Source organism: Curtobacterium sp. 24E2 (assembly GCF_016925595.1).
Classification (GTDB): Bacteria; Actinomycetota; Actinomycetes; order Actinomycetales; family Microbacteriaceae; genus Curtobacterium.
Genome location: NZ_CP068987.1, coordinates 769,882 through 795,244, shown reverse-complemented (window position 1 = coordinate 795,244; position 25,363 = coordinate 769,882). Strand labels below are relative to the sequence as shown.

Annotated in this window: 23 protein-coding genes and 1 pseudogene; 12 read left to right on the top strand and 12 right to left on the bottom strand. The window is 71.4% G+C overall.

Going from position 1 to position 25,363, the window contains the following annotated elements; all coding sequences use genetic code 11:
• The first annotated feature begins 38 nt into the window (after window positions 1-38).
• On the top strand, window positions 39-1,763 hold the full coding sequence (poxB, locus tag JN350_RS04030) for a ubiquinone-dependent pyruvate dehydrogenase (protein ID WP_205463627.1): 1,725 nt from the start codon (window positions 39-41) through the stop codon (window positions 1,761-1,763).
• A gap of 155 nt (window positions 1,764-1,918) precedes the next feature.
• Here the strand turns inward: poxB and JN350_RS04025 are convergent, their stop codons facing one another.
• Entirely contained in the window at window positions 1,919-2,512 is a 594-nt protein-coding gene (locus JN350_RS04025) for an SDR family NAD(P)-dependent oxidoreductase (protein ID WP_461963732.1), read from the bottom strand.
• A gap of 101 nt (window positions 2,513-2,613) precedes the next feature.
• On the opposite strand from JN350_RS04025, the gene JN350_RS04020 reads away from it, so the two are divergent.
• Complete coding sequence (locus JN350_RS04020) at window positions 2,614-3,456, top strand: helix-turn-helix transcriptional regulator (protein ID WP_205463626.1); 843 nt, start codon at window positions 2,614-2,616, stop codon at window positions 3,454-3,456.
• A gap of 10 nt (window positions 3,457-3,466) precedes the next feature.
• Here the strand turns inward: JN350_RS04020 and JN350_RS04015 are convergent, their stop codons facing one another.
• Complete coding sequence (locus tag JN350_RS04015) at window positions 3,467-3,766, bottom strand: Dabb family protein (RefSeq protein WP_205463625.1); 300 nt, start codon at window positions 3,764-3,766, stop codon at window positions 3,467-3,469.
• A gap of 28 nt (window positions 3,767-3,794) precedes the next feature.
• Complete coding sequence (locus tag JN350_RS04010; protein ID WP_205463624.1) at window positions 3,795-4,682, bottom strand: SDR family oxidoreductase; 888 nt, start codon at window positions 4,680-4,682, stop codon at window positions 3,795-3,797.
• 187 nt (window positions 4,683-4,869) lie between these two features.
• Between JN350_RS04010 and JN350_RS04005 the strand changes: the two genes are divergently transcribed.
• Both JN350_RS04005 and JN350_RS04000 read left to right on the top strand, forming a co-directional pair.
• Window positions 4,870-6,636 carry a hypothetical protein gene (locus tag JN350_RS04005; protein ID WP_194673814.1) on the top strand — a complete coding sequence of 589 codons (1,767 nt, stop codon included), beginning with the start codon at window positions 4,870-4,872 and terminating at the stop codon, window positions 6,634-6,636.
• 14 nt (window positions 6,637-6,650) lie between these two features.
• Window positions 6,651-7,487 carry a glycoside hydrolase family 16 protein gene (locus JN350_RS04000; protein WP_240347533.1) on the top strand — a complete coding sequence of 279 codons (837 nt, stop codon included), beginning with the start codon at window positions 6,651-6,653 and terminating at the stop codon, window positions 7,485-7,487.
• Window positions 7,488-7,582: 95 nt separating this feature from the next.
• Here the strand turns inward: JN350_RS04000 and JN350_RS03995 are convergent, their stop codons facing one another.
• Complete coding sequence (locus JN350_RS03995) at window positions 7,583-8,314, bottom strand: S1 family peptidase (RefSeq protein ID WP_111085905.1); 732 nt, start codon at window positions 8,312-8,314, stop codon at window positions 7,583-7,585.
• A gap of 147 nt (window positions 8,315-8,461) precedes the next feature.
• Here JN350_RS03995 and JN350_RS03990 point away from each other — a divergent pair, with 147 nt between their 5' ends.
• A complete protein-coding gene (locus tag JN350_RS03990) occupies window positions 8,462-8,926 on the top strand; it encodes a hypothetical protein (RefSeq protein WP_205463623.1) in 465 nt (154 codons plus the stop codon).
• A gap of 43 nt (window positions 8,927-8,969) precedes the next feature.
• Here JN350_RS03990 and JN350_RS18955 read toward each other — a convergent pair whose 3' ends face one another.
• From JN350_RS18955 to JN350_RS03960, 7 genes are all read right to left on the bottom strand, one after another.
• On the bottom strand, window positions 8,970-9,308 hold the full coding sequence (locus JN350_RS18955) for a mannosyltransferase YkcB-related protein (RefSeq protein ID WP_461963723.1): 339 nt from the start codon (window positions 9,306-9,308) through the stop codon (window positions 8,970-8,972).
• The gene (locus JN350_RS03985) at window positions 9,203-10,909 is read right to left on the bottom strand and encodes a glycosyltransferase family 39 protein (protein WP_240347531.1); all 1,707 of its coding nucleotides are present in this window, start codon (window positions 10,907-10,909) and stop codon (window positions 9,203-9,205) included. Before JN350_RS03985 ends, JN350_RS18955 begins: the two co-directional genes overlap by 106 nt.
• A gap of 255 nt (window positions 10,910-11,164) precedes the next feature.
• Window positions 11,165-12,088, bottom strand: coding sequence for an ROK family protein (locus tag JN350_RS03980; RefSeq protein WP_205463622.1), 924 nt, complete (start codon window positions 12,086-12,088; stop codon window positions 11,165-11,167).
• Window positions 12,085-13,773 (bottom strand): dipeptide ABC transporter ATP-binding protein, encoded by a 1,689-nt coding sequence (locus JN350_RS03975; RefSeq protein ID WP_205463621.1) that lies wholly within the window; start codon window positions 13,771-13,773, stop codon window positions 12,085-12,087. The genes JN350_RS03980 and JN350_RS03975 overlap by 4 nt, the downstream gene beginning before the upstream one ends.
• On the bottom strand, window positions 13,773-14,666 hold the full coding sequence (locus JN350_RS03970) for an ABC transporter permease (RefSeq protein ID WP_111085912.1): 894 nt from the start codon (window positions 14,664-14,666) through the stop codon (window positions 13,773-13,775). Before JN350_RS03970 ends, JN350_RS03975 begins: the two co-directional genes overlap by 1 nt.
• Before the next feature lie 55 nt (window positions 14,667-14,721).
• Window positions 14,722-15,681 (bottom strand): ABC transporter permease, encoded by a 960-nt coding sequence (locus JN350_RS03965; RefSeq protein WP_205463620.1) that lies wholly within the window; start codon window positions 15,679-15,681, stop codon window positions 14,722-14,724.
• A 93-nt stretch (window positions 15,682-15,774) separates the two neighbouring features.
• Window positions 15,775-17,502: a peptide ABC transporter substrate-binding protein gene (locus JN350_RS03960; RefSeq protein WP_240347530.1), complete on the bottom strand. Its 1,728-nt coding sequence runs from the start codon at window positions 17,500-17,502 to the stop codon at window positions 15,775-15,777.
• A 283-nt stretch (window positions 17,503-17,785) separates the two neighbouring features.
• On the opposite strand from JN350_RS03960, the gene JN350_RS03955 reads away from it, so the two are divergent.
• The 7 genes and pseudogenes from JN350_RS03955 (at window position 17,786) to JN350_RS03930 (ending at window position 24,689) form a co-directional block, all read left to right on the top strand.
• Entirely contained in the window at window positions 17,786-18,970 is a 1,185-nt protein-coding gene (locus JN350_RS03955; protein ID WP_205463619.1) for an ROK family transcriptional regulator, read from the top strand.
• Window positions 18,963-20,527 (top strand): annotated as a pseudogene (locus tag JN350_RS03950) (M81 family metallopeptidase). Before JN350_RS03955 ends, JN350_RS03950 begins: the two are co-directional and overlap by 8 nt.
• Complete coding sequence (locus JN350_RS20055; RefSeq protein WP_275898014.1) at window positions 20,524-20,643, top strand: copper homeostasis protein CutC; 120 nt, start codon at window positions 20,524-20,526, stop codon at window positions 20,641-20,643. Before JN350_RS03950 ends, JN350_RS20055 begins: the two are co-directional and overlap by 4 nt.
• Complete coding sequence (locus tag JN350_RS03945) at window positions 20,616-21,263, top strand: copper homeostasis protein CutC (RefSeq protein ID WP_461964359.1); 648 nt, start codon at window positions 20,616-20,618, stop codon at window positions 21,261-21,263. The genes JN350_RS20055 and JN350_RS03945 overlap by 28 nt, the downstream gene beginning before the upstream one ends.
• Before the next feature lie 90 nt (window positions 21,264-21,353).
• Complete coding sequence (locus tag JN350_RS03940; RefSeq protein WP_205463618.1) at window positions 21,354-22,373, top strand: Gfo/Idh/MocA family protein; 1,020 nt, start codon at window positions 21,354-21,356, stop codon at window positions 22,371-22,373.
• Window positions 22,370-23,398, top strand: a complete 1,029-nt coding sequence (locus JN350_RS03935) for a Gfo/Idh/MocA family protein (protein ID WP_205463617.1) — start codon at window positions 22,370-22,372, stop codon at window positions 23,396-23,398. The genes JN350_RS03940 and JN350_RS03935 overlap by 4 nt, the downstream gene beginning before the upstream one ends.
• Before the next feature lie 49 nt (window positions 23,399-23,447).
• On the top strand, window positions 23,448-24,689 hold the full coding sequence (locus JN350_RS03930) for an MFS transporter (protein ID WP_205463616.1): 1,242 nt from the start codon (window positions 23,448-23,450) through the stop codon (window positions 24,687-24,689).
• Window positions 24,690-24,704: 15 nt separating this feature from the next.
• Here the strand turns inward: JN350_RS03930 and aztA are convergent, their stop codons facing one another.
• Window positions 24,705-25,337 (bottom strand): zinc ABC transporter ATP-binding protein AztA, encoded by a 633-nt coding sequence (gene aztA / locus JN350_RS03925; RefSeq protein ID WP_240347529.1) that lies wholly within the window; start codon window positions 25,335-25,337, stop codon window positions 24,705-24,707.
• Window positions 25,338-25,363: the final 26 nt, after the last annotated feature.

Below are 25,363 nucleotides of genomic sequence, written 5' to 3'. Positions count from 1 at the left end.
AAGCACTCAGCGCAGCCGCCCGCGAGTAGACAGGAGGCATGCCAACCGTTGCCGAGAACATCGTCGCCACCCTCCGCAAGAACGACGTCGCCCGCGTCTACGGCCTGCCGGGGGACTCCCTCAACGGCTTCACCGATGCGCTGCGCAAGGACGGCACGATCCGGTGGGAGCACGTCCGCCACGAGGAGGCCGCCGCCTTCGCCGCGAGCGCCGAGGCCGAACTGACCGGCGAGCTCGCGGTCTGCGCCGGCAGCTGCGGCCCCGGCAACCTGCACCTGGTCAACGGCCTGTTCGACGCCAACCGGTCGCGCGTCCCGGTCCTCGCGATCGCCGCGCACATCCCCACCGCCGAGATCGGTTCCGGCTACTTCCAGGAGACCCACCCGCAGGAGCTGTTCCGCGAGTGCTCGGTCTACGTCGAGTACGTCGCCGACCCGACCCAGATGCCCCGCCTGCTCGAGATCGCGATGCGCGAGGCCGTCGAGAAGCGCGGGGTCGCGGTGCTCGTGATCCCCGGCGACGTCCTGCTCGCCGAGGCGAAGGACGACCGCACCACCCGCATCGAGCGCACGACGCCCCGCATCGTGCCGAGCGAGGCCGAGCTGCTCCGCACCGCCGAGCTGCTGAACGGCGCCGACAAGGTCACGATCCTGGCCGGTGCCGGCGTCGCCGGGGCGCACGACGAGGTCATCGCGCTGGCCGAGCGTCTGCAGGCCCCGATCGTGCACGCCCTGCGCGGCAAGGAGCACATCGAGTGGGACAACCCCTACGACGTCGGCATGACGGGCCTGCTCGGCTTCGCGTCCGGGTACCGCGCGATGGAGGACGCCGACGTCGTGCTCATGCTCGGCACCGACTTCCCGTACCAGCAGTTCTTCCCCGCCAAGGCGAAGCACGTGCAGGTCGACATCCGCGGGTCGCAGCTCGGCCGGCGGCACCCCGTCGACATCGGCCTGGTCGGCACCGTGAAGGACACCGCGCTCGCGCTCATCCCGCTGCTGACCGGTTCGCACCCGACGACGCACCTCGACAACGCCCTGAAGCACTACCGGAAGACCCGCGAGAAGCTCGACGACCTGGCCGTCCCAGCCGGCCGGAAGAAGCCGCTGCACCCGCAGTACGTCGCTCGTGTGCTCGACCGGATCGCTGCAGACGACGCCGTGTTCATCCCGGACGTCGGCTCCCCCGTCGTGTGGGCGTCGCGCTACCTCACGATGAACGGCAAGCGTCGTCTGATCGGCTCGTTCGTGCACGGCACGATGGCGAACGCCGTCCCGCAGGCGATCGGTGCGCAGACGGCGTTCCCGGACCGCCAGGTGATCGCCCTCGCGGGTGACGGCGGCCTGACGATGCTGCTCGGCGAGCTCATCACGATCGTGCAGAACAAGCTGCCGGTGAAGATCGTCGTGTTCGACAACTCGTCGCTGAACTTCGTCGAGCTCGAGATGAAGGCCGCCGGGTTCGTGAACTACGGCACGGAGCTGCAGAACCCGGACTTCGCCGCGGTCGCCGAGGCGATCGGCATCAAGGGCTTCAAGGTCGACGTGTCCGACGACTTCGAGGACGCGATGGCCGCCGCGCTCGCGCACGACGGCCCCGCGCTCGTTTCGGTGCGCGCGAACCGGCAGGAGCTGTCGATGCCCCCGGCGGTCACGCTCGAGCAGGCGAAGGGCTTCACGCTCTACGCCATCCGCACGGTGTTGTCCGGACGCGGCGACGAGCTGCTGGACCTCGCGTCGACCAACGCGCGCCAGCTGCTGTAGACGCGACCGCACGGCGGACGGGAGGCACGGTGCCAGCTGGCACCGTGCCTCCAGTCCGTCACGACGTCACCACCCGAGCGGCTGGCCGTCCTCCAGGAACACGCCGGTCGGGCCCTCCGGGCCCACGCTCGCGGCGGCCGCGACGGTCGCCGCGCTCACCTCGACGGGGCGACCGTGCGGGTTCGGCACCCCGCCGAGCTCGGTCGCCGTGTAGCCGGGCTCGAGGACCACGAAGCGCACCTCGGGTGCGATGCGGGCGTACTGCACCGTGAGCATCGAGACGGCCGACTTGCTCGCGCCGTAGACCGCGGCCTGCACGGTCGACGCCGCGCTGTCCGGGTCGTGGACCGCCGTGAACGAGCCGAGCGCGCTCCCGACGTTGACGACGAGGGGCGCTCCGACCGGCGCAGGATCGGCAGCGCGGCCTCGGTCGTGCGGACGATGCCGACGGCGTTCGTGTCGAAGACGGCGAGCGCGTCCGGCCCGTTCAGACCCCACATCGCGATGCCGGCGTTGTTGACCAGGACGTCCAGGCCGCCGTTCGCGTCGATGTGCGCGAAGGCTGCGGCGACCGAGTCGTCGTCGCGGACGTCGAGCTGGACGGAGCGTGCGCCGATCTCGGCGGCGACGGCCGCTCCCTGGTCGGCGTCGCGAGCGCCGATCCAGACGGTGTGGCCGGCAGCGACGAGCTGGCGGGCGGTTTCCTTGCCGAGGCCACGGGTGGCGCCGGTGATGAGTGTCGTTGTCATGGGTCCAGCGTCACGCTCGACGCAGTCGGCAGGGAGTCGCCCGGTTGTCGTAGGACTGGCGGGGCCAGGACGCGGCCGCGACGTGCGCGCAGACTGGTGGCATGGCGGACACGGACTTCGGGCACACCCTGCGACGGCTCCGCGACCACGTCACCCCCGCGGCCGCCGGCATGACCGTCGGGCCGCGCCGTCGGGCGGCGGGGCTGCGGCGCGAGGAACTCGCGGGCCTCGCGGGGATCTCCGCCGACTACCTGACCCGCTTGGAGCAGGGACGCGCAACGTCGCCGTCCGCCCAGGTGGTCGAGGCCCTGACACGTGCCCTCCGGGTCTCGGATGCCGAACGCGAGCTGCTGTACCGGCTCGCCGGGCACGCGGCCCCGGGCGCGGACGTCGTGCCGTCGCGGATCCCGCCGAGCGTGCAGCGGCTGCTCGACCGACTGGCGGACACCCCGGTCGCGGTGCTCGACGCCGCCGGGAACCTGCTCGTGACCAACACTCCGCACGAAGCCCTGATGGGGCCGATCGGCGGGATGCGCGGGAACGAGCGGAACACCGCATGGCGGCACCTGGTCGGTGCCGGCAGCCGCGCCGTGCACACACCCGCGGAACAGGCGGCGTTCGAGGAGAACCTGGTCGCCGGACTCCGCATGACCGCGGCCCGCTACCCGCTCGACCGGCAGTTGCAGCAGCTCGTGCGCGACCTGCGGGCGGCGAGCCCGCGATTCGTCGAGCTGTGGGACTCGGGTGCGACGACCCTGGGCGAGACGGCCCGCCGCAAGGTGATCGACCACCCCGACGTCGGGCTCATCACGCTCGACTGCGACACCCTGGTGGTCGGGCCCGAGGACCTGCGGATCCTGGCGTACACGGCGGTGCCGGGGTCGGTGGACGCCGAGCGGTTGGCGCTGGCGATCGTGCTCGGGACGCAGTCGTTGGTGGAGTGAGCGCGTCCGGCTACGCGGCGTCCTCGACGTCGAACACCACGACCCGGGCACTCGCCCCGCCGATGAACTCGGCCACCGGACGGTGCTCCGGGTGCGGCAGGTAGCCGGCGAGCGCTGCCCGATCGCGGAACCGCACCACGAGCATCCACTGGAACTCGCCCTCGAGCCCCTCGGTGCTCACGCTCGTCCCCGATTGCACGGACTCGACACCGTCGATCCGCGGTAGGTGCTCGCGGGACAGGGCGTCGGCCTCTGACGACCGGTCCGTTCCGTCCCACTCGACCAGCACGGTGTGCGTCACTGCTGACACGTGGTCTCCTCGTCCGTCACGACGCCGATCAGAACGCGGGCGTTCCGCCGGCGATCGTGATCGTGGAACCGGACTGGTAGCTCGACTCCGGGCTCACCAGGTGCACGTACGCGGCACCGAGCTCGGCGGGCTGTCCGGGGCGGCCGAACGGCGAGGTCTCGCCGAAGTGCGACACCGTCTCGGCGTCGTCGGAGCCCGGCTGCAGCGGCGTCCACACCGGTCCGGGGGCGACGGAGTTCACGCGGATGCCCTTCGGTGCGAGCTGCTGGGCGACGGCCTCGGTGAAGAGCTTGATCGCGCCCTTCGACACGGCGTAGTCGATCTTGTCGGCCGAGGGCGTCGACGCCTGGATCGAACCGGTCGTCACGATGGTGGAGCCGGGTTCGAGGTGCGGCACCGCTGCCTTGGTCAGCCAGAACAGCGAGTAGATGTTGGTCTTGAACGTCGAGTCGAACATCGACGTGTCGAGGGTCAGGATGTCCTCGTTGCTGTCCATGCGGCCGGCGACCATGACCAGGGTGTCGAGACCGCCGAACTCGTCGACGCCCTTCTGCACCAGGTCCGTGCAGTACTGCTCGTCGGAGATGTCCCCGGGGAAGAGCACGGCGCGACGTCCCTCTGACTCGAGCAGGTCGCGGACCTCTTCGGCGTCCTCCTGCTCGTCCGGCAGGTAGGACAGCACCAGGTCGGCGCCCTCACGCGAGAGGGCGATGGCGGCGGCGCGACCGATGCCGGAGTCGGCGCCGGTGATGATGCCGCGGTAGCCGGTCAGCCGCTCCCGGCCGACGTAGCTCTCCTCACCGTGGTCGGGCTTCGGGTCCATCTTCCACGCGGCACCCGGCAGCGACTGCTCCTGCTCCGGGTACGGCGGGGCCGGGTAGAGGGTGTTCGGGTCGCGCTTGTCGTACTGGCTCATGCGTTCCACTGTCGTCGTCGCGCGTGGACGCGCGTTCAGCGTCGTGCGCCGGGGTCGGTCCGCTGCGAACAGGGACCGCCACTGGTCCCCATTTCGTCCGACTGTCTGCGCGCTCCGACAGGTCTACGGTCTGTTCCGTGTGGCAACGACGCCGCACGATGACGAATCGAGCATCATGCAACGACGGATGAAGCAACTCGTCGCGATCGCGTTGAGCGCCGGTGTCGTGGGGGCCCTCGTCCCCGCGATCTCCGCCCAGGCGGTCACGACGAGCGACACCCCGGACTTCGGGAGCAACGTCAAGATCTACGACCCCTCGGTGCCCGCGTCGACCATCCAGGCCGACGTCGACGCCGCCTTCACCGGTCAGCTCCGCAGCACGAGCGCGCAGTTCGGCACGCAGCGGTACGCGTTCCTGTTCAAGCCCGGCAACTACGGCCGCGTCTGGGCGAACCTGGGCTTCTACACATCGGTCGCCGGTCTGGGGAAGAACCCCGACGACGTGACCATCAACGGTGCCGTGAACGTCGATTCCGGATGGAACGCCGGGGACGAGAAGAACGCGACGCAGAACTTCTGGCGGTCGGTCGAGAACGTGGCGATCGTGCCAGAGGGCGGCACCGACCGGTGGGCGGTCTCGCAGGCCGCGCCGATGCGTCGGGTGCACATCAAGGGGAACCTGACGATGGGACCGTCGAACCAGGACGGTGGCCAGGGGTACTCGTCAGGCGGCTACATCGCCGACACCAAGGTCGACGGCACCGTGACGTCCGGGTCGCAGCAGCAGTGGTACACCCGGAACTCGACGATCGGTTCGTGGCAGGGCGGCAACTGGAACATGACGTTCTCGGGCGTGAACGGCGCCCCGGCGAACGACTTCTCGAAGAGCTACACCACGCTCGCTACCACCCCGACGACACGGGAGAAGCCGTACCTGTACGTCGACTCGTCGAACAAGTACCACGTGTTCGTCCCGTCGCTGCGGCAGAACTCGAGCGGCGTCACGTGGCCGAACACCGGCGGCACCGACATCCCGATGCGGAACTTCTACGTCGCCCACCCGGGCGACTCGGCGGCGACGATCAACGGCGCGCTGGCCCAGGGGCTGAACCTGTTCTTCACCCCGGGTACCTACCAGCTCGACGCGGCGATCAACGTCACCCGGGCGGACACCGTCGTGACGGGCATCGGGTTCCCGACGCTCGTGCCGACCAAGGGCAACGCCGTCCTGACCTCGACCGACGTCGCCGGGGTGAACGTCTCGAACCTCGTCGTCGATGCCGGGACCCAGAACAGCGCGCAGCTCGTCCGCCTCGGCACGTCCGGGTCGCACGTCGACCACGCCGGCGACCCGCAGAGCATCCAGGACGTCTTCTTCCGCGTCGGCTCGAGCGTGCAGGGCAAGGCCTCGACCACGCTGCAGGTGAACGCCGACGACACGCTCATCGACCACATCTGGGCCTGGCGCGCGGACCACGGCGGCGCGCCGACCGGATGGACCGTGAACACCGGCGCGACCGGCGTCGAGGTGAACGGCAACGACGTCCTCGCCACCGGGCTGTTCGTCGAGCACTACCAGAAGTACGAAGTGCAGTGGAACGGCAACAACGGCAAGACGATCTTCTTCCAGAACGAGATGCCCTACGACGTGCCCGACAACGCCTCGTGGCAGAGCCCGACGGGCGCCGGCTACGCCGCGTACAAGGTCGCCGCGAACGTGACGAGCCACGAGATCTGGGGCGGCGGCGTCTACTGCTTCTTCAACACGAACCCCGCGGTGCACGCCGACCGCGCGTTCGAGGTCCCGCAGACCGCCGGCGTCCGAGCGCACGGCCTGGTCACGGTCTCGCTCGGCGACACCGGCACCATCTCGAGCGTCATCAACGGCGTCGGTGGTGCGGTGCCGACACCGGCTGGCAACACCGCCCCGAACCGCGTCGCCTCGTACAACTGATCCCGGGAGGACCGATGATGCACACCACTCGGAAGCGGCGACTGGTCGCTCTCACGGTCGCCGGAGCGGCGGCCCTCGCACTCGGTGCGGGCCCCGTCCTGCAGGGAGCGGACCCCGCGAACGCCGCGAGCGGCGACGTGGTCTGGTCGCAGGACTTCGACGGAGCCGCGGGCAGCGCACCGGATCGATCGGCCTGGACGAACGAGACCGGAGGCGGCGGCTGGGGCAACAACGAGCTCGAGGACTACACGGACTCGCGCGACAACTCGGCGCTCGACGGGCAGGGCAACCTGGTCATCACGGCGAAGCGCGAGGCCGACGGTTCGTACACCAGCGCCCGACTCACGACGCAGGGCAAGTACACGCCCCGGTACGGCCGCGTCGAGGCCCGGATCCAGATCCCGCGCGGCCAAGGCATCTGGCCGGCGTTCTGGATGCTCGGCTCCGACCTGCCCCAGGTCGGCTGGCCGAACTCCGGCGAGGTCGACGTGATGGAGAACGTCGGGTACGAGCCGGCGACGGTGCATGGCACGGTCCATGGGCCCGGGTACTCCGGCGGCCAGGGCATCACGTCGAGCTACCAGCACCCACAGGGGTGGTCGTTCGCGGACACGTTCCACACGTTCGCGGTCGATTGGAAGCCCGGATCGATCACCTGGTCGGTCGACGGTGTCGCCTACAAGACGGTCACGCCGGCCGACACGGGTGGCAACCCGTGGGTCTTCGACAAGCCGTTCTTCATCGTGCTGAACCTCGCCGTCGGCGGCAGCTGGCCCGGGTACCCGGACGGCACGACGCAGTTCCCGCAGCAGATGAAGATCGACTTCGTCCGCGTGATCGACAACTCCTGACCCAGCGCGGGGGCGACCAGCCGCTCTGGACGCGGCTGATGGCGGACGGGAGGCCCGTGGCGACGTCGCCACGGGCCTCCCGTCCGCCTGTTGGTTCAGACGCCCGCCGTGGTCTTGATCCAGGACGAGGCCTGCGACAGCAGGGCGTAGTTCGAGCCGGCCTTGGTGTCGGCACCGGGGTCGGCGCTGTCACCGGTGGAGCAGACGGCGACGACCTTGCCGTTCACGAGCAGGGGGCCGCCGGAGTCGCCGTGGTTTGAGGCGCCGGTCACGCCGGTGAGGTGCTGGGCACGACCGCTGTAGGCGTCGGTGCTCGCGCCGGTGAGCGAGACGGTGGCCTGGTAGAGCCCGTCGGACTGGGTCGCGTTCGCGCGCAGGCCGTAGCCCTGGATGGTGCCGGTCCCGCTCGACTTGGCGGTCGCGGTGAGGTCGAGCGGGGCGTAGGTGGACAGCGAGTAGGCGGTTCGCAGGTGCACGAGTGCGATGTCGCCCGCGGGCGAGGCGCTGACGCGGTCGACGGCGACGGCGGTGCCCCGGTTGGTCGTGGAGTTGGAGTGGTACACGTTCATCGCACCGATGCCGTCGATGCAGTGACGGGCGGTGAGGATCCACGAGGCGTTGATCTGCTCGCCGGTGCAGTTGCTGACGTAGCCCGACGGGATGGAGCCGCCCGACGCTTCGAGCTGGACCGCCCACGAGGTGGTGGGGGCCTTCTCGCCGCCGACGACCTTCGTGCTGGCCGGCAGTGCCGAGGCGGGTGACGCGGCGAACACGCCCGCGGTGATGACGGCCGCGGCGGCGAACGCGGCTGCGATGGACTTCTTCATGACGACTCCTCTGTCGGGGAAGTACCTGACCCGTTGCGCTGTGCAACTAGGCAGCATCCTGACCCTCGTTCGAGGGCCGCGCCAGTCCGCACTTCGACGGACCCGGTCGCCCTAGGATCGTGGCGACCGGGAAACCGAAGGAGCGACATGAGCACGAACACCGCGCGGAGGACGCGCCCGACCGTCGTCACCATCGCGTCCGGCATCTGGTGCGCCGTGGTGCTCGTCCGCCTCGGGTTCCTGGTCGTCGCGGTGGTGAACACCGACGGTGGGCTCGCCGTCGCACTGGTCGGTTCCGTCATCGGCCTCGCCTTCGCGGCCCTGTTCGTCTGGCTGGCGATCCGGATGGCCCGCGGATCGACGTCCGCACGGCTCTGGCTCGCGATCGTCGCCGGCTTCGCCGTGGTGAACACCGTGGTCGGGCTCGTGCTCGGCGCGGGAGCCGCCGGCTTCCTCTACCCGATCGCCCTCGTCGCCGCGACGGTCCTGAGCTACCTGCCGTCCACGCGAGGGTTCTTCCCGAAGACCGAGCGCCGCGACCGCCCCGCCGAACCCCGCACGGTCGGGTGGGACCCGACGACCGGTGAGCGGATCACCGAGCCGGGGAACTGACGACGCGAACGCGTCGGCGTCGGTATCGGTGGCGCACCGTGGGTCAGGACGACGCGGTCAGGTCGTAGACGGTGACACCGTCGATGGTCTGGGACGCGAAGTTCGCGGAGACCCAGGCGGTGATCTGCTCGGCTTCGGTGCTGTCCGACGAGGTCGTCGATCCGGACCCCGTGGACGACCCACCGACGAACCAGTGGACTTCGCCGGCGGCGACCGCGGACCGGAACTGCGCGAGCGTCGGTGCGGGGTCGGTGCCGTTGTACCCGCCGATCGCCATCACCGGGTCGCCCGTCGCCAGCTGATAGCTCGCGGCGCTGTTCGAGCCGACCGTCGCCGCGACCCACGTGTACTCCGCGGCGTCGGCGGACAGCGCCGTGACCACCTGCTGTGACACCTCGGTGGACCCACCGAGGAGGTTCGTCGCGCCACCGCCACCGCCACCGCCACCGCCGGTCGGCCCGGTCTGGACCGTGCCGTCCGAGCTCGATCCCGGCGCCGCATCCCCGGGCCGTCGGTACCCGCGCCGGGGGCGCCTCCGTTGCCGCCCGGAGCGGTGCCGCCCGCACCACCGCCACCGGGCCGGGCGCCGCCGACGGGTCCCCCGCCGGCACCACCCACGGCACCCGCGACCGAGGGACCGGCCGACGGGAGCGCTCCGCTGTGCGCGACGGTCGTCGTCTGCACCGAGAACGCTGCGGGCCCGAGGAGCGCTGCGACGAGCACCGCCGCCACGGTGGCGGTGGCGACGCTCCGCCGACGAGGCCGAAGGAGCACGAGGACGGCACCGACGACCGTCGCGGCGAGGACGACCCACCGGATCCAGGGCTGCCACGAGGACGTCTCGTCGAGCAACCGGAACGACCACGCCCCCGTCACCGCCACGGCGACCGCCGCCACGATCCGCCAGCTTAGGACCGTCCGACGTTGCCAGAGCAGGCCGGCGCCGATGCCGACCAGTCCGGCGATGTACGGTGCGAGTGCGATCGTGTAGTACGGGTGGAAGATCCCGCCCATGAAGCTGAACACCAGACCGGTCGTCAGCAGCGAGGCGCCGAGGACGAGGACGGTCGCGAGCCCGGGGTTCGTCCGCGTCCGGAACCCGACCGCCACCAGGGCGACGACCAGGAGCAGCAGCGCCGTCGGCATGAGCCAGGTGATCTGGGTGGCGAACTCGGATCCGAACAGCCGCGTCAGACCGGTCGACCCCCACGAGCCCGCACCCGTCGTCCCGGAACCGGGCACCACGCTGCCGGCCTCGTCACCGGTGACCCGGCCGAGCCCGTTGTACCCGAACGTGAGCTCGAGGAAGCTGTTCGTCTGCGAGCCGCCGATGTAGGGCCGCGCCGACGCCGGCACGAGCTCCACGATGGCGACCCACCAACCCGCCGACACCACGACCGCCACGGCGGCGGCGAGCAGGTGCCCGAAGCGCCTGACCAGCGGTCGGGGCGATGCGTACAGGTAGACGCCGACGAGGGGCGGGAGCACCAGGAACGCCTGGAGCTGCTTCGTCAGGAAGCCCAGCCCGACGAGCACGCCGGCCCAGACCACCCACCGCATCCGGCCGGACTCGACGCCGCGCAGGGTCAGCGCGATGGCACCGACCATCAGGAGCGTCAGGAGTGCGTCCGGGTTGTCGTACCGGAACATGAGGGTCGCCACCGGGGTCACGGCGAGCGACGCTCCGGCCACCAGCGCGGCGCCCGCCGTGAAACGTCGGCGGACGATCCGGTACAGGATCGCCACGGACGCAACGCCCATCAGCGCCTGGGGGACCAGGATGGACCACGAGTTCAACCCGAACAGCCGGACCGAGATCCCGATCACCCAGAGGAACGCCGGCGGCTTGTCGACCGTGATCGCGTTCGCGGCATCGGAGGAACCGTAGAAGAACGCTTCCCAACTCTGGCTGCCGGCCTGGACCGCGGCGGCGTAGAACGCGTTCGCCCAACCGTTCACCCCCAGACCGACGATGTACAACACCGCCGTCGCCACGAGCAGCCCGACGAACGCCGGGCGTTCCCACGGTGCGCGGTCAGCCCGACTGCGGCCGACCGACCGGAGTCGGGCGAGCAGGCGGCGGACGGGGAGCGGATCGGACGGGGTTCGCGGTCGACGTGCCAGACATCGCCACAGCGTCGGTGGCGGACATGCGACACAGCCCGCTCTGCCCTCGGAGTCCCCTAAACGTTCGCCGGAGCGCTCCGGCGGCTCCCGGGGAATCGCTCGCACGAGGCCCTAGACCGACTCGGCCTCCGGTACCAACGCCCGCACCTGCGACGCGGCGCCGAGCGCCACGGCGTCCGACCCGAGGGTCGACTGCGCCAGCCGGATCGTCGCACCGCTGACGGGTGGCTCGACCGCGATCGCCGCGGTGATGGCCGGTTCGAGCAGGTCCCACGACCGCGCGATGCCGCCGCCGATCACGATCGTCGTGACGTCGAGGATCCCGGCGGTGAGCAGGGCGGCGCGCGCCAGCCCCCAGCCCGCGGCCTCGAAGACGGCAGCGGCGTCCGTGTCACCGGCACGCGCGGCGACCGCGACGTCGCGCGCCGACAGCCGCCGGCCGGACCGTTCGGCGTACCGGTCGGCGATGCCCCGCGCGCCCGCGATGGTCTCGAGGTGTCCGACCTGTCCGCAGGTGCACAGCGCGTCGCCGAATCCCGGCACGTGGCCGATCTCGCCGGCGGCGCCGCGCGGCCCCGCGAACAGCCGTCCGCCGAGCACGAACGCACCGCCGACCCCGGTGCCGAGGGTCATCCCGAGCACGTCGGACTCCCCCGCGACGGCACCGGTGGCGATCTCGCCGAGCAGGAACGCGTTCACGTCGTTGTCGAGCGTCGCCGGCACGCCGAGGGCGTCGTTGACCGCGCGGGTCACGCCGTAACCGGCCCAGCCGGTGAACGAGTTGCCCGTCACCAGGACGGTGCCCGTGGCCGCGTCGACCACGCCGGCCGCGCCCACCCCGACACCCGTCAAGGAGGCCCGGTGCCGGACGAGCAGGCCCGTCACCGCCCCGACGGCGGCCGTCACGATCGCCGCCCCGCCCGCGTGGGCGGGCGTCGGCAGGTCGACGCGGTCGATGACCTCGAGGTCCGGGGTCGTCAGGACGACCTTGGTGTTCGTGCCGCCGACGTCGACGCCGGCGATCACCCGGGTCACGCGGTCACCGCCGCGAGCGAGGCGAGGCGCTCGGTCCGGCGCTGCCGTTGCAGGACGGGGTCCGGCACGGGGACGGCGGCGAGCAGGCGTCGGGTGTAGTCGGTCGTGGGGTGCAGCAGCGTCGTGCCGGTGGTGCCCTGCTCCTCGACGACGCCCTGGCGCATCACCACGACGCGCTCGGCGAAGTGCTGCACGACGGCCAGGTCGTGCGAGACGAACAGGCACGCGAAGCCCAGGTCGTCCTGCAGTTCGCCGAGGACCTCGAGCACGGTCTCCTGCACGCTGACGTCGAGCGCCGAGGTCGGTTCGTCGGCGACGAGCAACCGCGGCTCGAGCACCAGGGCACGGGCGAGGGAGACCCGCTGGCGCTGGCCGCCCGAGAGCTCGCGGGGTGCACGCGACGCGAGCGACCGCGGCAACCGGACGGCGTCGAGCACCTCGTCGATCCGGCGACGACGGTCCGCCGACGACATCCCACGGCGGTGCACGGCGAGCGGTTCGGCGATGCACTCCGCCACGGACATCCGGGCGTCGAGCGAGGCCACCGGGTCCTGCAGCACGACGCCGACGCCGGACCGGAGCGCCCGTCGATCACGACCACGGGCGCTGCGCAGGTCCTGCCCGAACAGCGACACCGTGCCGGACGTCGGCTTGACGAGCCCGAGCGCCACCCGGGCCGCGGTGGACTTGCCGGAGCCGGACTCGCCGACCAGGCCGACCGTCTCGCCCGCGTGCACGGCGATGTCGATCCCCTGCAACGCGTGGACGGCGCGCGCCCCGCGCCCGAACGTCACCGTGACGTCCCGCAGGTCGACCACCGGGGCCGCACCGGGCCTCCCGGCTGCCGCGTCAGCGGACCGCGTGTCGACGGGAGCGGCAGGACGGTCGCCCGCCACGTCGAGCCGTGGCACCGCGGCGAGCAGCCGCTTCGTGTACTCGTGCTCCGGACGGAGCAGGACGTCCTCGACGCTGCCGGTCTCGACGATCTCGCCCTGCAACATGACCGCGACGCGGTCCGCGAAGTCCGCGACGACGCCCATGTTGTGCGTCACGAGCAGCACGCCCGTGCCGGTGTCGACGGCGAGCTTCCGGAGCAGTTCGAGGATCTCGGCCTGCACGGTCACGTCGAGGGCGGTCGTCGGCTCGTCCGCGATGAGCAGCTTCGGCGAGTTCGCGATCGCCATCGCGATCACCACGCGCTGGCGTTGCCCGCCGGACAGCTGGAAGGGGAACGACCGTGCCCGCTGCTCCGGCGACGGGATCCCGACGCGACGGAGCAGGTCGACGGCCTCGTCCGCGGCCTGCGCGGCGGTGACCGTGCGGTGGTTCCGGATCACCTCGGCGATCTGCGCGCCGACCCGGGTGAGCGGGTCGAGGGCCGTCGCGGGCTCCTGGAAGACCATCGAGACGGTCGAGCCCCGCAGTGCACGGAGCGACGGCTCGGACGCGCCGACGACCTCGTGACCGGCGACGAGCGCGCTGCCCGTCGCCGTCGCGTTGCCGGAGAGCAGGCCCATCGCGGCGAGCGCCACCGTGGACTTGCCGGAGCCGGACTCGCCGACCAGGGCGAGCGTCTCACCCGGCGCGACCGTCAGGGACACGCCCCGGACGGCCGACACGGTGCCGGACTCGGTGCTGAACGAGACGCCGAGGTCGGTCGTTCGCAGGATCGGTTCGGTGGTCATCAGCGGCCCCTCACGTCGAAGGCGTCCCGGAGTCCGTCGCCCACGGCGTTGAACGCGCAGACGATCAGGATCACGGCCAGGCCCGGCGGCACGATGAGCCACCAGCGTCCGGAGTACGCGGCGGTGAGTCCCGCCGAGAGCATGCCGCCCCAGTCCGTCGCGGGCGGCTGCACGCCGAGCCCGAGGTACGAGACGTAGGCGACGAGCAGGATCGCGTCGGCGACCTGGAAGGTGGCGGCGACGACGATCGTGGACACCGAGTTCGGCAGCAGGTGCTTGCCGATGGCCCGGGCGTGCGAGCCGCCGATCGCGCGCAGGGTGAGCACGTAGTCGCGGTTCTTCAGCGTCAGGGTCTCGGCGCGGATCAGGCGGGACGGCACCAGCCACGAGACCAACCCGAGGATCAGGATGAGCCCGGCGACACCGGGGGTCGTGATGGCCGAGATGACGAGCAGGATGAACAGCGCCGGGATCGCGATGCCCGCGTCGACGACGCGCATCATCAGCGCGTCGACCCAGCCGCCGACGTAGCCCGCGACGGAACCCCAGAGGGTGCCGACGACGGTGGCCAGGACCCCGGCGGCGATGCCGACCATGAGCGAGACCTTGCCGCCGTACATCAGCCGGCCGAGCACGTCGTGGCCGACGGCGTCGGTGCCGAGCCAGTGCGCCGCGCTCGGTCCCTGGTTGGCCTGCTCGAGCAGGGTGTGGGTCTGGTCGGTCGGGTACAGGAACGGTCCGACGAAGCAGAACAGGACGATGACGACGATCACGGCCAGGCCGATCACGGCGAGCGTGTTGCCGCGGAACCGGCGGGCGGCGAGCCGGAACCCGGTGGCCGCGACGGTGACGGGAGCGCCCGGTGCTTCGGGTGCCAGTTGTACGGCGCTCATGCGCGGTCCGCCTTCACGTCATGGGTGGACGCAGTGTCGATGACTGACGTGGCGCTCATGCGCGGTCCGCCTTCACTCGGGGATCGATGAGGGACTGGGCGACGTCGGCGAGCAGGGTGCCGATGACGGTCGCGATGGAGATGACGAGGACGCAGCCGAGCAGCGTCGGGTAGTCCGACGACTGCGCCGCGTTCCAGAACAGGAGCCCCATGCCGGGGTAGTTGAACAGCTGCTCCGTGACGAGGGCACCGCCGAACAGCACGGGCAGGTAGTAGCCGAGCATCGCGACGACGGGCGTCAGCGAGTTCCGGAACACGTGCCGGCGCAGGATCGTCATCGTCGAGGCACCACCGGCGCGCGCGGTGCGGACGTAGTCCTCCTGCAGGTTCTCGAGGGTCGATGCCCGCATGTACCGGCTGAACACGGCGATCATCGCGAGCGCTCCGGTGACGACGGGCAGGACGAGCCCGGCGGGGTCCTGGAACACCTCGGCGAGCGTGTTGCCACTCGGCGCCTGCGACGGCAGCCACGGTAGCTGCTGGCTGAACACGATGATCAGGACGAGGCCGAGGAAGAAGGCCGGTGTCGAGTAGAAGACGAAGGCCAGCGCGGTGGCGGCGTAGTCGACCGCGCCGTTGCGGCGTGCGGCCTGGAGCATGCCGACCGGGATCGCGACGACGAGGCCGAGGACGGCGGAGATGCCGGTGAGGACGAGGGTCTTCGGCAGGCGCTCGGCGATGAGCTGTGACACCGGTTCGTTGAGCGTGTACGAGGTGCCGAGGTCTCCGGTGAGCAGGCGGCCGAGGAACCGCAGGTACTGCACCGGCAGGGCCTGGTCGAGTCCCTGCGCCTGGTTGAACGCGGTGATCTGCGCGGGGGTCGCGGAGACGCCGAGGACACCGCGGGCGGGTCCGCCGGGCAGCGCGTGCAGCAGGCAGAACACCACGATCGTGACGATGAGGATCACCGCGAGCGCCTGCAGGACGCGCCTGGTGAGGTAGAGGACTGTGGTCATGCGGCTTCCGTCGTCTGGGTTGTTGCGTCGGAGCGGACGGGAGGCGCGGTGCGCGTCGGGCGCACACCGCGCCTCCCGTCCGTGGTCACGTTCCTACTTGGTCCACTTCCACTGGGCCGGGTGGAAGTTGGCGAGCGAGTCCTGGTCGAACCCGGACAGGCCCTTCTTGACGACCGAGATCTGGTAGTCGGGGCTCGGCAGCCAGATCACCGGCAGGTCCTTCGCGACCGCTGCGCTGTAGTCCTGCACGGCGGTGGCGTCGGTCGAGGTGGTGGTCGCGTCGATGAGGTCGTCGACCTGCTTGTTCGAGTAGCTGCCGAAGTTCGCCGAACCACCGGTCTGGAAGAGCGACTCACCGGTCGGGTAGGCGGGGAAGTACCAGCTGCCCGCGGTGCCGAAGAACGACAGGTCCCAGTCACAGCTGGCCTCGTCGCTCGTGCACGTCGGGGTCTGTGACAGGACGCTCGACACCGGCGCGGTCTTGATGGTGAAGCCGATGCCGGTCTTCGCGAGCGAGGACTGGATCGCGCTCATCATGTTGTCGGTCACGGTCGAACCGGACTGCGACAGCACGTTCATGGTGAACTTCGTGCCGTCCTGCACGCCCTCGCCGCACTGGCTGTCGGACGTTCCGGGGTCGGTGCAGACCATCGTGCCGCCCTGCTCCTCCCAACCGTGGCTGGTCAGCAGCTCCTTGGCCTTCGACGTGCTGAACGGGTACGGGTTGTCCTTCTGCACGTCGGAGACGTAGTCCGACTCCTGCGCCTGCGGGATCGGGCCGTAGGTCGAGGTGGCGGTGCCGTTGAAGACGACCTTCGACAGCGACTTCTGGTCGATCGACATCTGCACGGCCTGGCGGGCGTACAGCTGCTTGAAGACGGCGCCCATGTCCGGGTTGTTGAAGTTGTACGGCATGTAGGTGATGGCCCAGCCGGTCCACGGCTCGACCTCGTAGCCCTTCGCCGTGAACGACGACTCCTGGTCCATGTCCGTGGCGTTGATGTAGCCGTAGTCGACCTCGCCGGAACGGACCGCGTTCACCTCGGCGTCGGCCGTCGTGAACGGCAGCAGGTTGACGGTCGTGATCGAGGGCTTCTCGCCACCGTCGTACTTCGTGTTCGCCGTCAGGGTGACCTTGCCGGCCGTGGTGAAGGTCTTGACGCCGTAGGGCCCGGAGATGGTCTTCCACAGGTCGTCGGTGGCGTAGTCGGAGATCTTGCCGGCCGCGGTGTTCAGGTACTTCCAGACCTGCTTCGCGCCGGCGGTGGTCTCGTCGGCGTCGGTGACCTTCGCGCTCGCGCTCGTCTTGTCCCAGGCGTGCTGCGGCAGCGGGATGATGTGGCTCAGCTGGTTGGCGAGCATCCAGTCCGAGTTGTACGCCTTGTCGAACGTGATCGTGAAGTGGGTGTCGTCGACGGTCTTGAAAGCGGTCCAGTTGTCCGGCGCCTTGCCCTTCGAGTACGAGCCCCACTGGTCCTTGTTCGCCTTGATCAGGTTGAACCAGAACTCGACGTCACGGCTCGTGATCGCCTCGCCGTCGGACCAGTGCCGGTCACCGAGGGTGATCTCGACGCTCTTGCCGTCGTCGGCGAACTTCGCGTCCGTGGCGACGGAACCGTCCTTGTTCCACGCGATCTTGCCGGTGGAACCGTCGTACGCGACGAGCGGCTCGTACAGCGACTGCGCGATGGAGCCGTTGTTCGTGTTGAGGTGCGCGGCGGTGCCGATCGGCAGGATCCAGTTGGGCGTGAAGTTCGCGGGGAGGGCGTAGTCGATCTCGTCCGGGTTCGCGTTCGAGGTGGCGGAGCCGCCCCGGAACATCCGGCGAGCAGGGCGCTCACGGCGATCGCTGCTCCGGTGAGGAGCGCCCAGCGGCGGGGCTTGGTCATGTGTGTCTCCTGGTGCGTGGGAGTTCTGGGGAGGTGGAGCACGCGTGCCGAGCGGCACGGACACAGTCAATGGCCAAAGCCGTTGGAAAAACAAACATCTTCGTGTAAAAACTGCGTTTCTGCCGTTTGGACGAAAGGGTGAACGGGCCGTACCGCCGGTTAGGCTCCGGGTGTTCGGTCGGTTCGACCGTCGTTTCCCCGGATTGGAGAAAGTCGTGACGGACCTCTCTGCTCGCGTCCTCGAACTCGTCGCGTCGGGTCAGGCGTCGAGTCGCACCGAGATCGCCACGCTGCTCGGCGCCGCTCCGTCGACGGTGTCGCACGTCGTCACCCAGCTGCTGTCGCACGGGCTCCTCGCGGAAGAGGGCACCGACGTCTCGACCGGCGGACGCCCCCGCAAGGTGCTCCGCATCGGCGGCGTCGACGAGTACGCGGTCGCCGCGGACGTCGGCGGCGGGCACGCACGGGTCGGGATCGTGCTGCCGGGAGGCGCGCTCGAGTCCGTCGCGAACGTCCCGTTCGCACTCTCCGACGGCCCGACCGCGGGCCTGCAGCGGTTGGCCGGCCTGCTCGAGCGGCTCGCCGACGACCGTGGCCGCGCCGGTCTGCGCGGGGTCGGGCTCAGTCTGCCCGGACCCGTCGACGTCGAGGCCGGTGTCGTCGACCTGCCGAGCCGGATGCCGGGCTGGAACGGGTTCCCGGTGGCCGCCTGGCTGTCCGACCGCTTCGGCCTGCCGGCGATCGTCGACAACGACGCGAACTGCATGGCCGCCGGCGAGCAGAGCGTGCAGCCTCCGGGACGCCGGCAGACCATCACGATCAAGGCCGGGTCGGCGATCGGCGCGGGCATCGTCATCGACGGCCGCCTGTACCGCGGGTCCACGGGCTCGGCCGGTGACATCACCCACGTGCGGATCGACGCCGCCGGCGACACCCCGTGCTCGTGCGGGAACACCGGGTGCCTCGAGACCGTCGCGTCCGGAGCCGCCCTGGTGCGGATCCTGTCGAGCGCCGGGGTCGACGTCTCCTCGACCGCCGACGTCGTCCGACTCGCCTCGGACGCGCACCCCGAGGCCACCCGTGCCGTGCGCCTGGCCGGTCGGTACCTCGGCGAGGTGCTCGCGGCCAACGTGAACTTCTTCAACCCGGACGCCGTCTACCTGGGCGGCATCCTCTCCACCCTCGACCCCTTCATCGCGGCCGTGCGCAGTCAGCTCTACGAGAGCTGCCACCCGCTCATGACGCAGCACCTGGCCATCGAACCGGTGTCGCTCGGTGCCGACGCCGGGCTCGTCGGTGCCGGGCAGTTCGCGCTGCAGCGAGGCCTCGCCGCGTCGCTCGAGGAACTGTCCACCCCCATCCCGCAGTCCACCACCAGGAACAGGAGCGTCCGTGTCTGAGACCGTGTCCGCCACCCCCGCCGTCCCCGCCGACCCTGCCGGTGCCCGCCGTCCGGTCGTCGCCATCGCCGGACTGGCCATCGAGACGTCGACCTTCACGCCCACCCGCACCCACGCGCCGGCGTTCCACCCGGACCGTGGCGACGAGGTCGTGGCGCGGTACCCGTTCCTGTCCGCGATGTCGGACGCGGCGGACTTCCGCGGGGCGCTCATCGGGCACGCACTGCCCGGCGGCATCGTGGACCGGGCGTCGTACGAGGAGCTCGCGGCCGAGATCGTCACGCGACTGCGCGCGATCGTCGACGCCGAGCACGTGGACGGCCTCTGGTACGACATCCACGGCGCGATGGTCGTCGAGGGGCTCGACGACGCCGAGGCAGACCTGCTCGGACGGATCCGTGCGGTGATCGGCCCGGACGTCATCGTGTCGGCCTCGATGGACCTGCACGGCAACGTCACGCGCGAGCTCGCCCACCAGGTCGACCTCGTCACCTGCTACCGGATGGCCCCGCACGAGGACGCCATGGAGACCAAGGAACGTGCCGTCCGGAACCTGGTCGACGTGCTCACCACGCGTCCTGCCGGAGCGCAGCGCCCCGTGAAGGCCTGGATCCCCATCCCCGTCCTGTTGCCCGGCGAGCAGACCTCGACCCGCCTCGAACCCGCCGCCTCGTTGTACGCCCAGGTGCCGCTCGTCGAGCAGACCGACGGCGTGCTCGACGCCGCGATCTGGGTCGGCTACGCCTGGGCGGACCAGCCCCGCGACCAGGCCGTCACCGTCGTCACCGGGTGGGACGAGGCCGCCGTGGCCGCCGGGGCCGAGCGCCTCGCCCGTGCCTTCTGGGACGTCCGCGAGGACTTCGTGTTCGTCGCACCCACCGGCACGTTCGACGAGTGCCTCGCCGCCGCGCTCGCGCCCGGCGCCGCACACCCGTACTTCGTGTCCGACTCCGGCGACAACCCCACCGCGGGCGGCTCGGGCGACATGACCTGGGGCTGACCCAGGTGCTCGCGAACCCTGCCTTCGCGAGCGCCGACGGCCCCACCCTGATCTACGCGAGCATCCCCGGCGCTGCCGCCGTGGCGACCGCGGTCGAGGCCGGTGTGGGTGCGACCGTCACGGTGACCGCAGGTGCGTCGGTCGATGCCGTGCACGCCGGACCGATCACGATGACCGGCCGTGTGCACGCGATCAAGCACGGCGACCGCGACGCCGAGACCGAGGTCGTGCTGCAGGTCGGCAGCGTCTTCGCGATCCTGACGAAGATGCGCAAGCCGTACCACCACGAGCACGACTTCACCGACCTCGACCTGGCACCACGGCAGGCCGACGTCGTCGTGGTGAAGATCGGGTACCTCGAGCCGGAGCTGTTCGACATGGCCGCCGACTGGATGCTCGCGCTCACCCCGGGTGGTGTCGACCAGGACCTGCTGCGCCTCGGGCACCACAGGATCGAGCGGCCGATGTTCCCCTACGATCGAGTGTTCCCCGAGGCCCCGGACCTGACCGCCAGGATCATCCCGGCCTCGGACCAGCCACTCGGAGCCTCTGCATGACCCCTTCGCCCGTTGCACTCGAGATCGCGGTGACCTCGCCGCAGGGTGCGGTCGTCGCACGGGACGGCGGGGCCGACCGGGTCGAGCTCTGCGTCGGGCTCGAGCTCGGGGGCTGACCCCGTCGCAGGCCCTGGTCGAGACGACCCACGAGACCGGGATCCCGGCGCACGCGCTGGTCCGGTGCCGCCCCGGCGGGTTCGTGCACACCCCCGACGAGGTCGAGCTCATGGTGCGCGAGGTCCGGACGGTCCTGCGCTCCGGTGCCGCCGGCGTCGTCGTCGGTGCGCTGCGCCCGGACCGGACCCTCGACGAGGACGCCCTGCGCCGCTTCGTCGACGCCGCCCGCTCGGTCAGCACGACCGCCGAGATCACCCTGCACCGGGCGATCGACCACGCGGTGGACCCCGTCGCGGCAGCAGCCACGCTCGCGGCGCTCGGCTTCACGCGCGTGCTGACCTCCGGTGGCGCGCCCACCGCTGGAGCCGGCGCTGCCACGATCGCCCGGATGGTCGACGCAGCCGGGCCGGTGCAGGTCATGGCCGGTGCCGGCGTCACCCCCGCCGACATCCGGGCGCTGGTCGCAACGGGTGCCGCCGCCGTGCACCTGTCGGCCAAGCGTGCCGCGCCGGACAGCGCCCATGCAGGGGTCCCGATGGGTGGGGCCGACGACGGTTCGGCGCACTTCGTGACCGATGCCGAGGTCGTGGCGGCCGCGCGGCGCGCCCTCGACGCCTGACACCGAGCCCGCGTCAGCCGCGACGCCCCGCTCGGTAGCATGGCGTCGTCCCCGTCACCGTCGACCGGCCCACCCCGCGAAGGAGCCCCGATGCCCCCGACCCCTCCCCGGATCGGCCTCGTCGGCGCCGGCGGCATCGCCCACGCGCACATGCCCGGCCTGCTCCGCCTCGGCCCGGTCGTCGTGTACGCGCAGGACGGCGCACCGGAGCTCGCGGCGGCGTTCGCCTCGGCGGCAGCCGCCGCGGGGTCGTCGATCACCGTCGTCGACTCGCTCGACGACCTGTTCGCCACCGTCGACGTCGTGGACGTGGTGACGCCGACCTTCGCCCACGCCGAGGTCGTGCGCGCCGCACTCGCCGCCGGCAAGGACGTCGTGTCGGAGAAACCGCTCGCCCGGACCGACGCCGACGCTGCCGACCTGGTGGCCCGTGCGCAGGACGCTGGCCAACAGCTCTTCCCGGCCCACGTGGTGCGCTTCTTCCCCGCGTACGTGCGCCTGCACGACGCCGTCACCACGGGCCTCCTGGGCGACCTGGCGGTCCTGCGGTTCGTGCGCTCCGGGGCCTTCCCGATCCGCACCGCGTGGTTCGCCGACCGGGCACTGTCCGGCGGCATCGTGATGGACCAGATGATCCACGACCTCGACATCGCGCGGTGGGTCGCCGGACCCGTCACCACGGTGTCGGCGGTCGGCGTCCGTGCCGGCACCGAGGCCGAGCCGGTGGAGGCGGCGCACGTCTTGCTCACGCACGAGTCCGGTGCGATCAGTCACGTCGCCGGGATCTGGGGACCGCAGCACCTCGCGTTCTCGACCGAGTACTCGGTGACGGGTACGCGCGGCAGCCTGGCGCACCGGTCGCTCGACGAACAGGACTACGTCGCCGACCTCGCGGTGCCCGACGCCGCGGACGGCTTCCTGCCCGAGGTCGACCCCGCCGACGACCCGTACGGACTCGAACTGGCCGAGTTCCTCGGAGCGTTCGCCGGCGGTGCCGCTCCACGGGTGTCGGCGGCGGACGGCGCCGAGGCGGTCCGGATCGCGAACGCGGCACTCGAGTCGATGGACACGGGGCAGCCGGTGTCCCTGACGACGGGGGCTCGCGCATGAGCGCCCTGAAGATCGCCGTGATGTCGTTCGCCCACACCCATGCGATCGGCTACCTCAGCGCCCTCGCCGCGATGCCCGGGGTCGAGGTCCGGGGTGCCGACCCGGACGGCGTCAGCACGGGCGAGACGGTCATCGAGCTGCGCGGCCGCGAGCTGGCCGACGAGCTCGGGGTCGCCTACGCGGAGACGTACGACGAGCTGCTCGCCTGGGCCCCGGACGCCGTCGTCGTCACGAGCGAGAACGCCCGGCACCGCGAACTCGTCGAGGCCGCGGCGGCCGCAGGTGCGCACGTCCTGTGCGAGAAGCCGCTCGCGACCACGTGGGAGGACGGCCTCGCGATCCGCGACGCCGTCGAGGCCGCGGGCGTCATGCTCATGGTGGCGTTCCCGGTGCGGTTCAGCTCGGCGTTCGACAAGCTCCGAGCGGCGCACGACTCCGGTGCGCTCGGACAGCTGTTCTCGGTCCGCGGCGCGAACAACGGCATGCTCCCCCTGACCCGGTCGTGGTTCACCGAGCCGGAGCTGTCCGGCGGTGGCGCGATCGTCGACCACGTCGTGCACATCGCGGACCTGCTCGAGGGCCTGATGGGGTCGGCGCCCGTCACCGTCACGGCCGTGGCGAACCGCACGCTGCACGCGGCCCGGGCACGGGCGGAGACCGCCGGACTCGTCACGATCACGTACGCGAACGGCGTCGTCGCGGCGATCGACTGCTCGTGGAGCAAGCCGGACACCTCGGCGGTGTGGGGTGGACTGACGCTCGACGTCGCCGGGACGGGCGGCACGGTGTCGCTCGACTTCTTCGGGGCGGCTGCGCGCGGGATCGTCGCGGAGACGGGGCTGCCGATCGAGTCCCGCTACGGTGCCGACCCCGACGCCGTGATGCTCCGGACGTTCGTCGACGCCGTCCGGTCGGGCGTGCAGCCGCAGCCGGACGTGCACGTCGGGCTGCGGACCCTGTCGATCGTGCTCGCCGCGCAGGAGTCGGTGGCGTCGGGCCGCACCGTGCCGGTAGCCAGCGAGTAGCGACACGACACGCGGGAATGGCCCGCGACCGGCGCTGCTTGACGAACCCATGACCTCGTCAGCAGAGCGCCGCGGGTGGCTCGGTGTCACGTCCGTCGCACTCGGGTCCTTCGTCCTCGTGCTCTCCGAGTTCCTGCCGATCGGACTCCTGCCCGCCATCGCCGCCGACCTCGACGTCGGGATCGGCACGGCCGGGCTCATGGTCGTCGCCACGGGGCTCGTCGGTGCCGTCGCGGCACCGGTCGTCACGGTCCTGACCTCGCGGGTGGACCGCCGTGTCGTGCTCGTCTCGCTGACCGTGCTGCTCGTGGTGGCGGACGGCCTCGCAGCGATCGCCCCGTCGTTCGGTGTGCTGCTCGTGGCGCGCATGCTCCTGGGCGTCGGCATCGGCGGGTTCTGGGCGATCGGCGCCGGCATCGCCGGTCGACTGGTCCGGCCGGCAGCCACGATCCGGGCGACCTCGCTCATCACCGCCGGCGTCTCGGTCGCGACGGTCGTGAGCCTGCCGCTCGGCGCCCTCGTCTCGTCGCTCGCCACCTGGCGGCTCGCGTTCGTCATCGGCGGCGTGCTCGGTCTGGTCGCACTCGTCCTGCAGCTCGCGATGCTGCCGCGCATCCCCGCGCAGCAGCAGGTCCGGTTCGCGACGCTCGGCTCGCTGCTCCGCGTCCCCCGCGCCCGTGTCGGTCTGATCGCCGCCGCGTTCCTGTTCGCCGCACAGTTCGCCGCGTACACGTACATCGCGCCGTACCTGCAGGACCTGGTCGGGGTCGGCCCGGACACCGTCACGCTCGCGCTGCTGGTGTTCGGCGTCGCGGGAATCGTGGGGAACTTCGCCGCCGGCTTCACCCTCGGGCGGAGCGTTCTCGGGACGATCAGCGTGTCGAAGGTCGCCCTCGCGGCCGCCGTGGTCCTGCTTCCCCTGCTCGCGCACTCGGTCGTCGGGGTGTTCGTGCTGCTCGTGGTGTGGGGGCTGGTCTGGGGCGCGTTGCCGCTCGGCATGCAGACGTGGATGTCCACGGCGTCACCCGCCGGGTCCGAGACCGGGCTCGCGCTGTTCGTCACGACCATCCAGCTCGCGATCGCCGCGGGGTCGGTGCTCGGCGGCGCGGCGGTGTCGTCGTTCGGGCTCGCCGCGGACTTCTGGTTGTCCGGAGGGGTCGCCGTCGTGGGCGCGATCGTGCTCGTCTCCCTCGGACTGCGCCGCTCGAGCGCAGCGCCGGTCGCCGACGAGGCTCCGGCACCGGCGCCGGTGACGACCTCGACGGGTTCCGTCGCCGTCGCCTGCCCCTGACTGCCGCCCGCGCCGTCAGGGCGCGGAGAGGGTGACCACGGCGTCGGCTGCGGCGATCGCTGCAGGGTCGTGTGCAGCGTGCACGACGACGACGCCGTCGGCAGCCTCGGCGGCGAGCGCCGACACCACGAGCGCCGCGGACGCCGCGTCGACCCCGGCCGTCGGTTCGTCGACGAGCAGCACCCCGGCCCGCTGCGCCAGCCCGAGTGCCACGAGCGTGCGCTGCCGCTGCCCGCCGGACAACGCGTCGAGGGGCCGGTCCGCCAGGTCAGCGATCGCCATCCGCGCGAGCTGCGCGTCGACGACGGCTCGGTCGTCACGTCCGAGCGGACGCCACCAGGCCCGGTCACGCCACCGGCCCATCGCGACGGCCGCGCGGACGGTGAGCGGGAGCGTGGTCGGTGGGACGGACTGGCTCACGTGGGCGACGCCGTCTGACGGGAGGCCCGTGACGCGCCCGGCGGTCGGCCGCAGCACGCCCGCCACCACGTCGAGCAACGTCGACTTGCCGGATCCGTTGGGTCCGGTCAGCGCGGTGACCCGGCCGGCAGGGAAGGTCGCGTCGAGGCCGTCGAGGACGGTCCGCTCTCCGCGGAGGGCGGTCACCTGCTCGAGGCGGACGGCGGGCATCGGATCGGTCGCGAACACCTGAGCACGCTATCAGTATCGATAGT

What these genes read in the sequence shown, in the direction of transcription:
- poxB (WP_205463627.1), top strand. Translation starts at nt 39, where the DNA reads ATGCCAACCGTTGCCGAGAACATCGTCGCCACCCTCCGCAAGAACGAC.
- JN350_RS04025 (WP_461963732.1), bottom strand. Translation starts at nt 2,512, where the DNA reads ATGACAACGACACTCATCACCGGCGCCACCCGTGGCCTCGGCAAGGAA.
- JN350_RS04020 (WP_205463626.1), top strand. Translation starts at nt 2,614, where the DNA reads ATGGCGGACACGGACTTCGGGCACACCCTGCGACGGCTCCGCGACCAC.
- JN350_RS04010 (WP_205463624.1), bottom strand. Translation starts at nt 4,682, where the DNA reads ATGAGCCAGTACGACAAGCGCGACCCGAACACCCTCTACCCGGCCCCG.
- JN350_RS04005 (WP_194673814.1), top strand. Translation starts at nt 4,870, where the DNA reads ATGAAGCAACTCGTCGCGATCGCGTTGAGCGCCGGTGTCGTGGGGGCC.
- JN350_RS04000 (WP_240347533.1), top strand. Translation starts at nt 6,651, where the DNA reads ATGATGCACACCACTCGGAAGCGGCGACTGGTCGCTCTCACGGTCGCC.
- JN350_RS03995 (WP_111085905.1), bottom strand. Translation starts at nt 8,314, where the DNA reads ATGAAGAAGTCCATCGCAGCCGCGTTCGCCGCCGCGGCCGTCATCACC.
- JN350_RS03990 (WP_205463623.1), top strand. Translation starts at nt 8,462, where the DNA reads ATGAGCACGAACACCGCGCGGAGGACGCGCCCGACCGTCGTCACCATC.
- JN350_RS03975 (WP_205463621.1), bottom strand. Translation starts at nt 13,773, where the DNA reads ATGACCACCGAACCGATCCTGCGAACGACCGACCTCGGCGTCTCGTTC.
- JN350_RS03970 (WP_111085912.1), bottom strand. Translation starts at nt 14,666, where the DNA reads ATGAGCGCCGTACAACTGGCACCCGAAGCACCGGGCGCTCCCGTCACC.
- JN350_RS03965 (WP_205463620.1), bottom strand. Translation starts at nt 15,681, where the DNA reads ATGACCACAGTCCTCTACCTCACCAGGCGCGTCCTGCAGGCGCTCGCG.
- JN350_RS03960 (WP_240347530.1), bottom strand. Translation starts at nt 17,502, where the DNA reads ATGTTCCGGGGCGGCTCCGCCACCTCGAACGCGAACCCGGACGAGATC.
- JN350_RS20055 (WP_275898014.1), top strand. Translation starts at nt 20,524, where the DNA reads ATGACCCCTTCGCCCGTTGCACTCGAGATCGCGGTGACCTCGCCGCAG.
- JN350_RS03940 (WP_205463618.1), top strand. Translation starts at nt 21,354, where the DNA reads ATGCCCCCGACCCCTCCCCGGATCGGCCTCGTCGGCGCCGGCGGCATC.
- JN350_RS03935 (WP_205463617.1), top strand. Translation starts at nt 22,370, where the DNA reads ATGAGCGCCCTGAAGATCGCCGTGATGTCGTTCGCCCACACCCATGCG.
- JN350_RS03930 (WP_205463616.1), top strand. Translation starts at nt 23,448, where the DNA reads ATGACCTCGTCAGCAGAGCGCCGCGGGTGGCTCGGTGTCACGTCCGTC.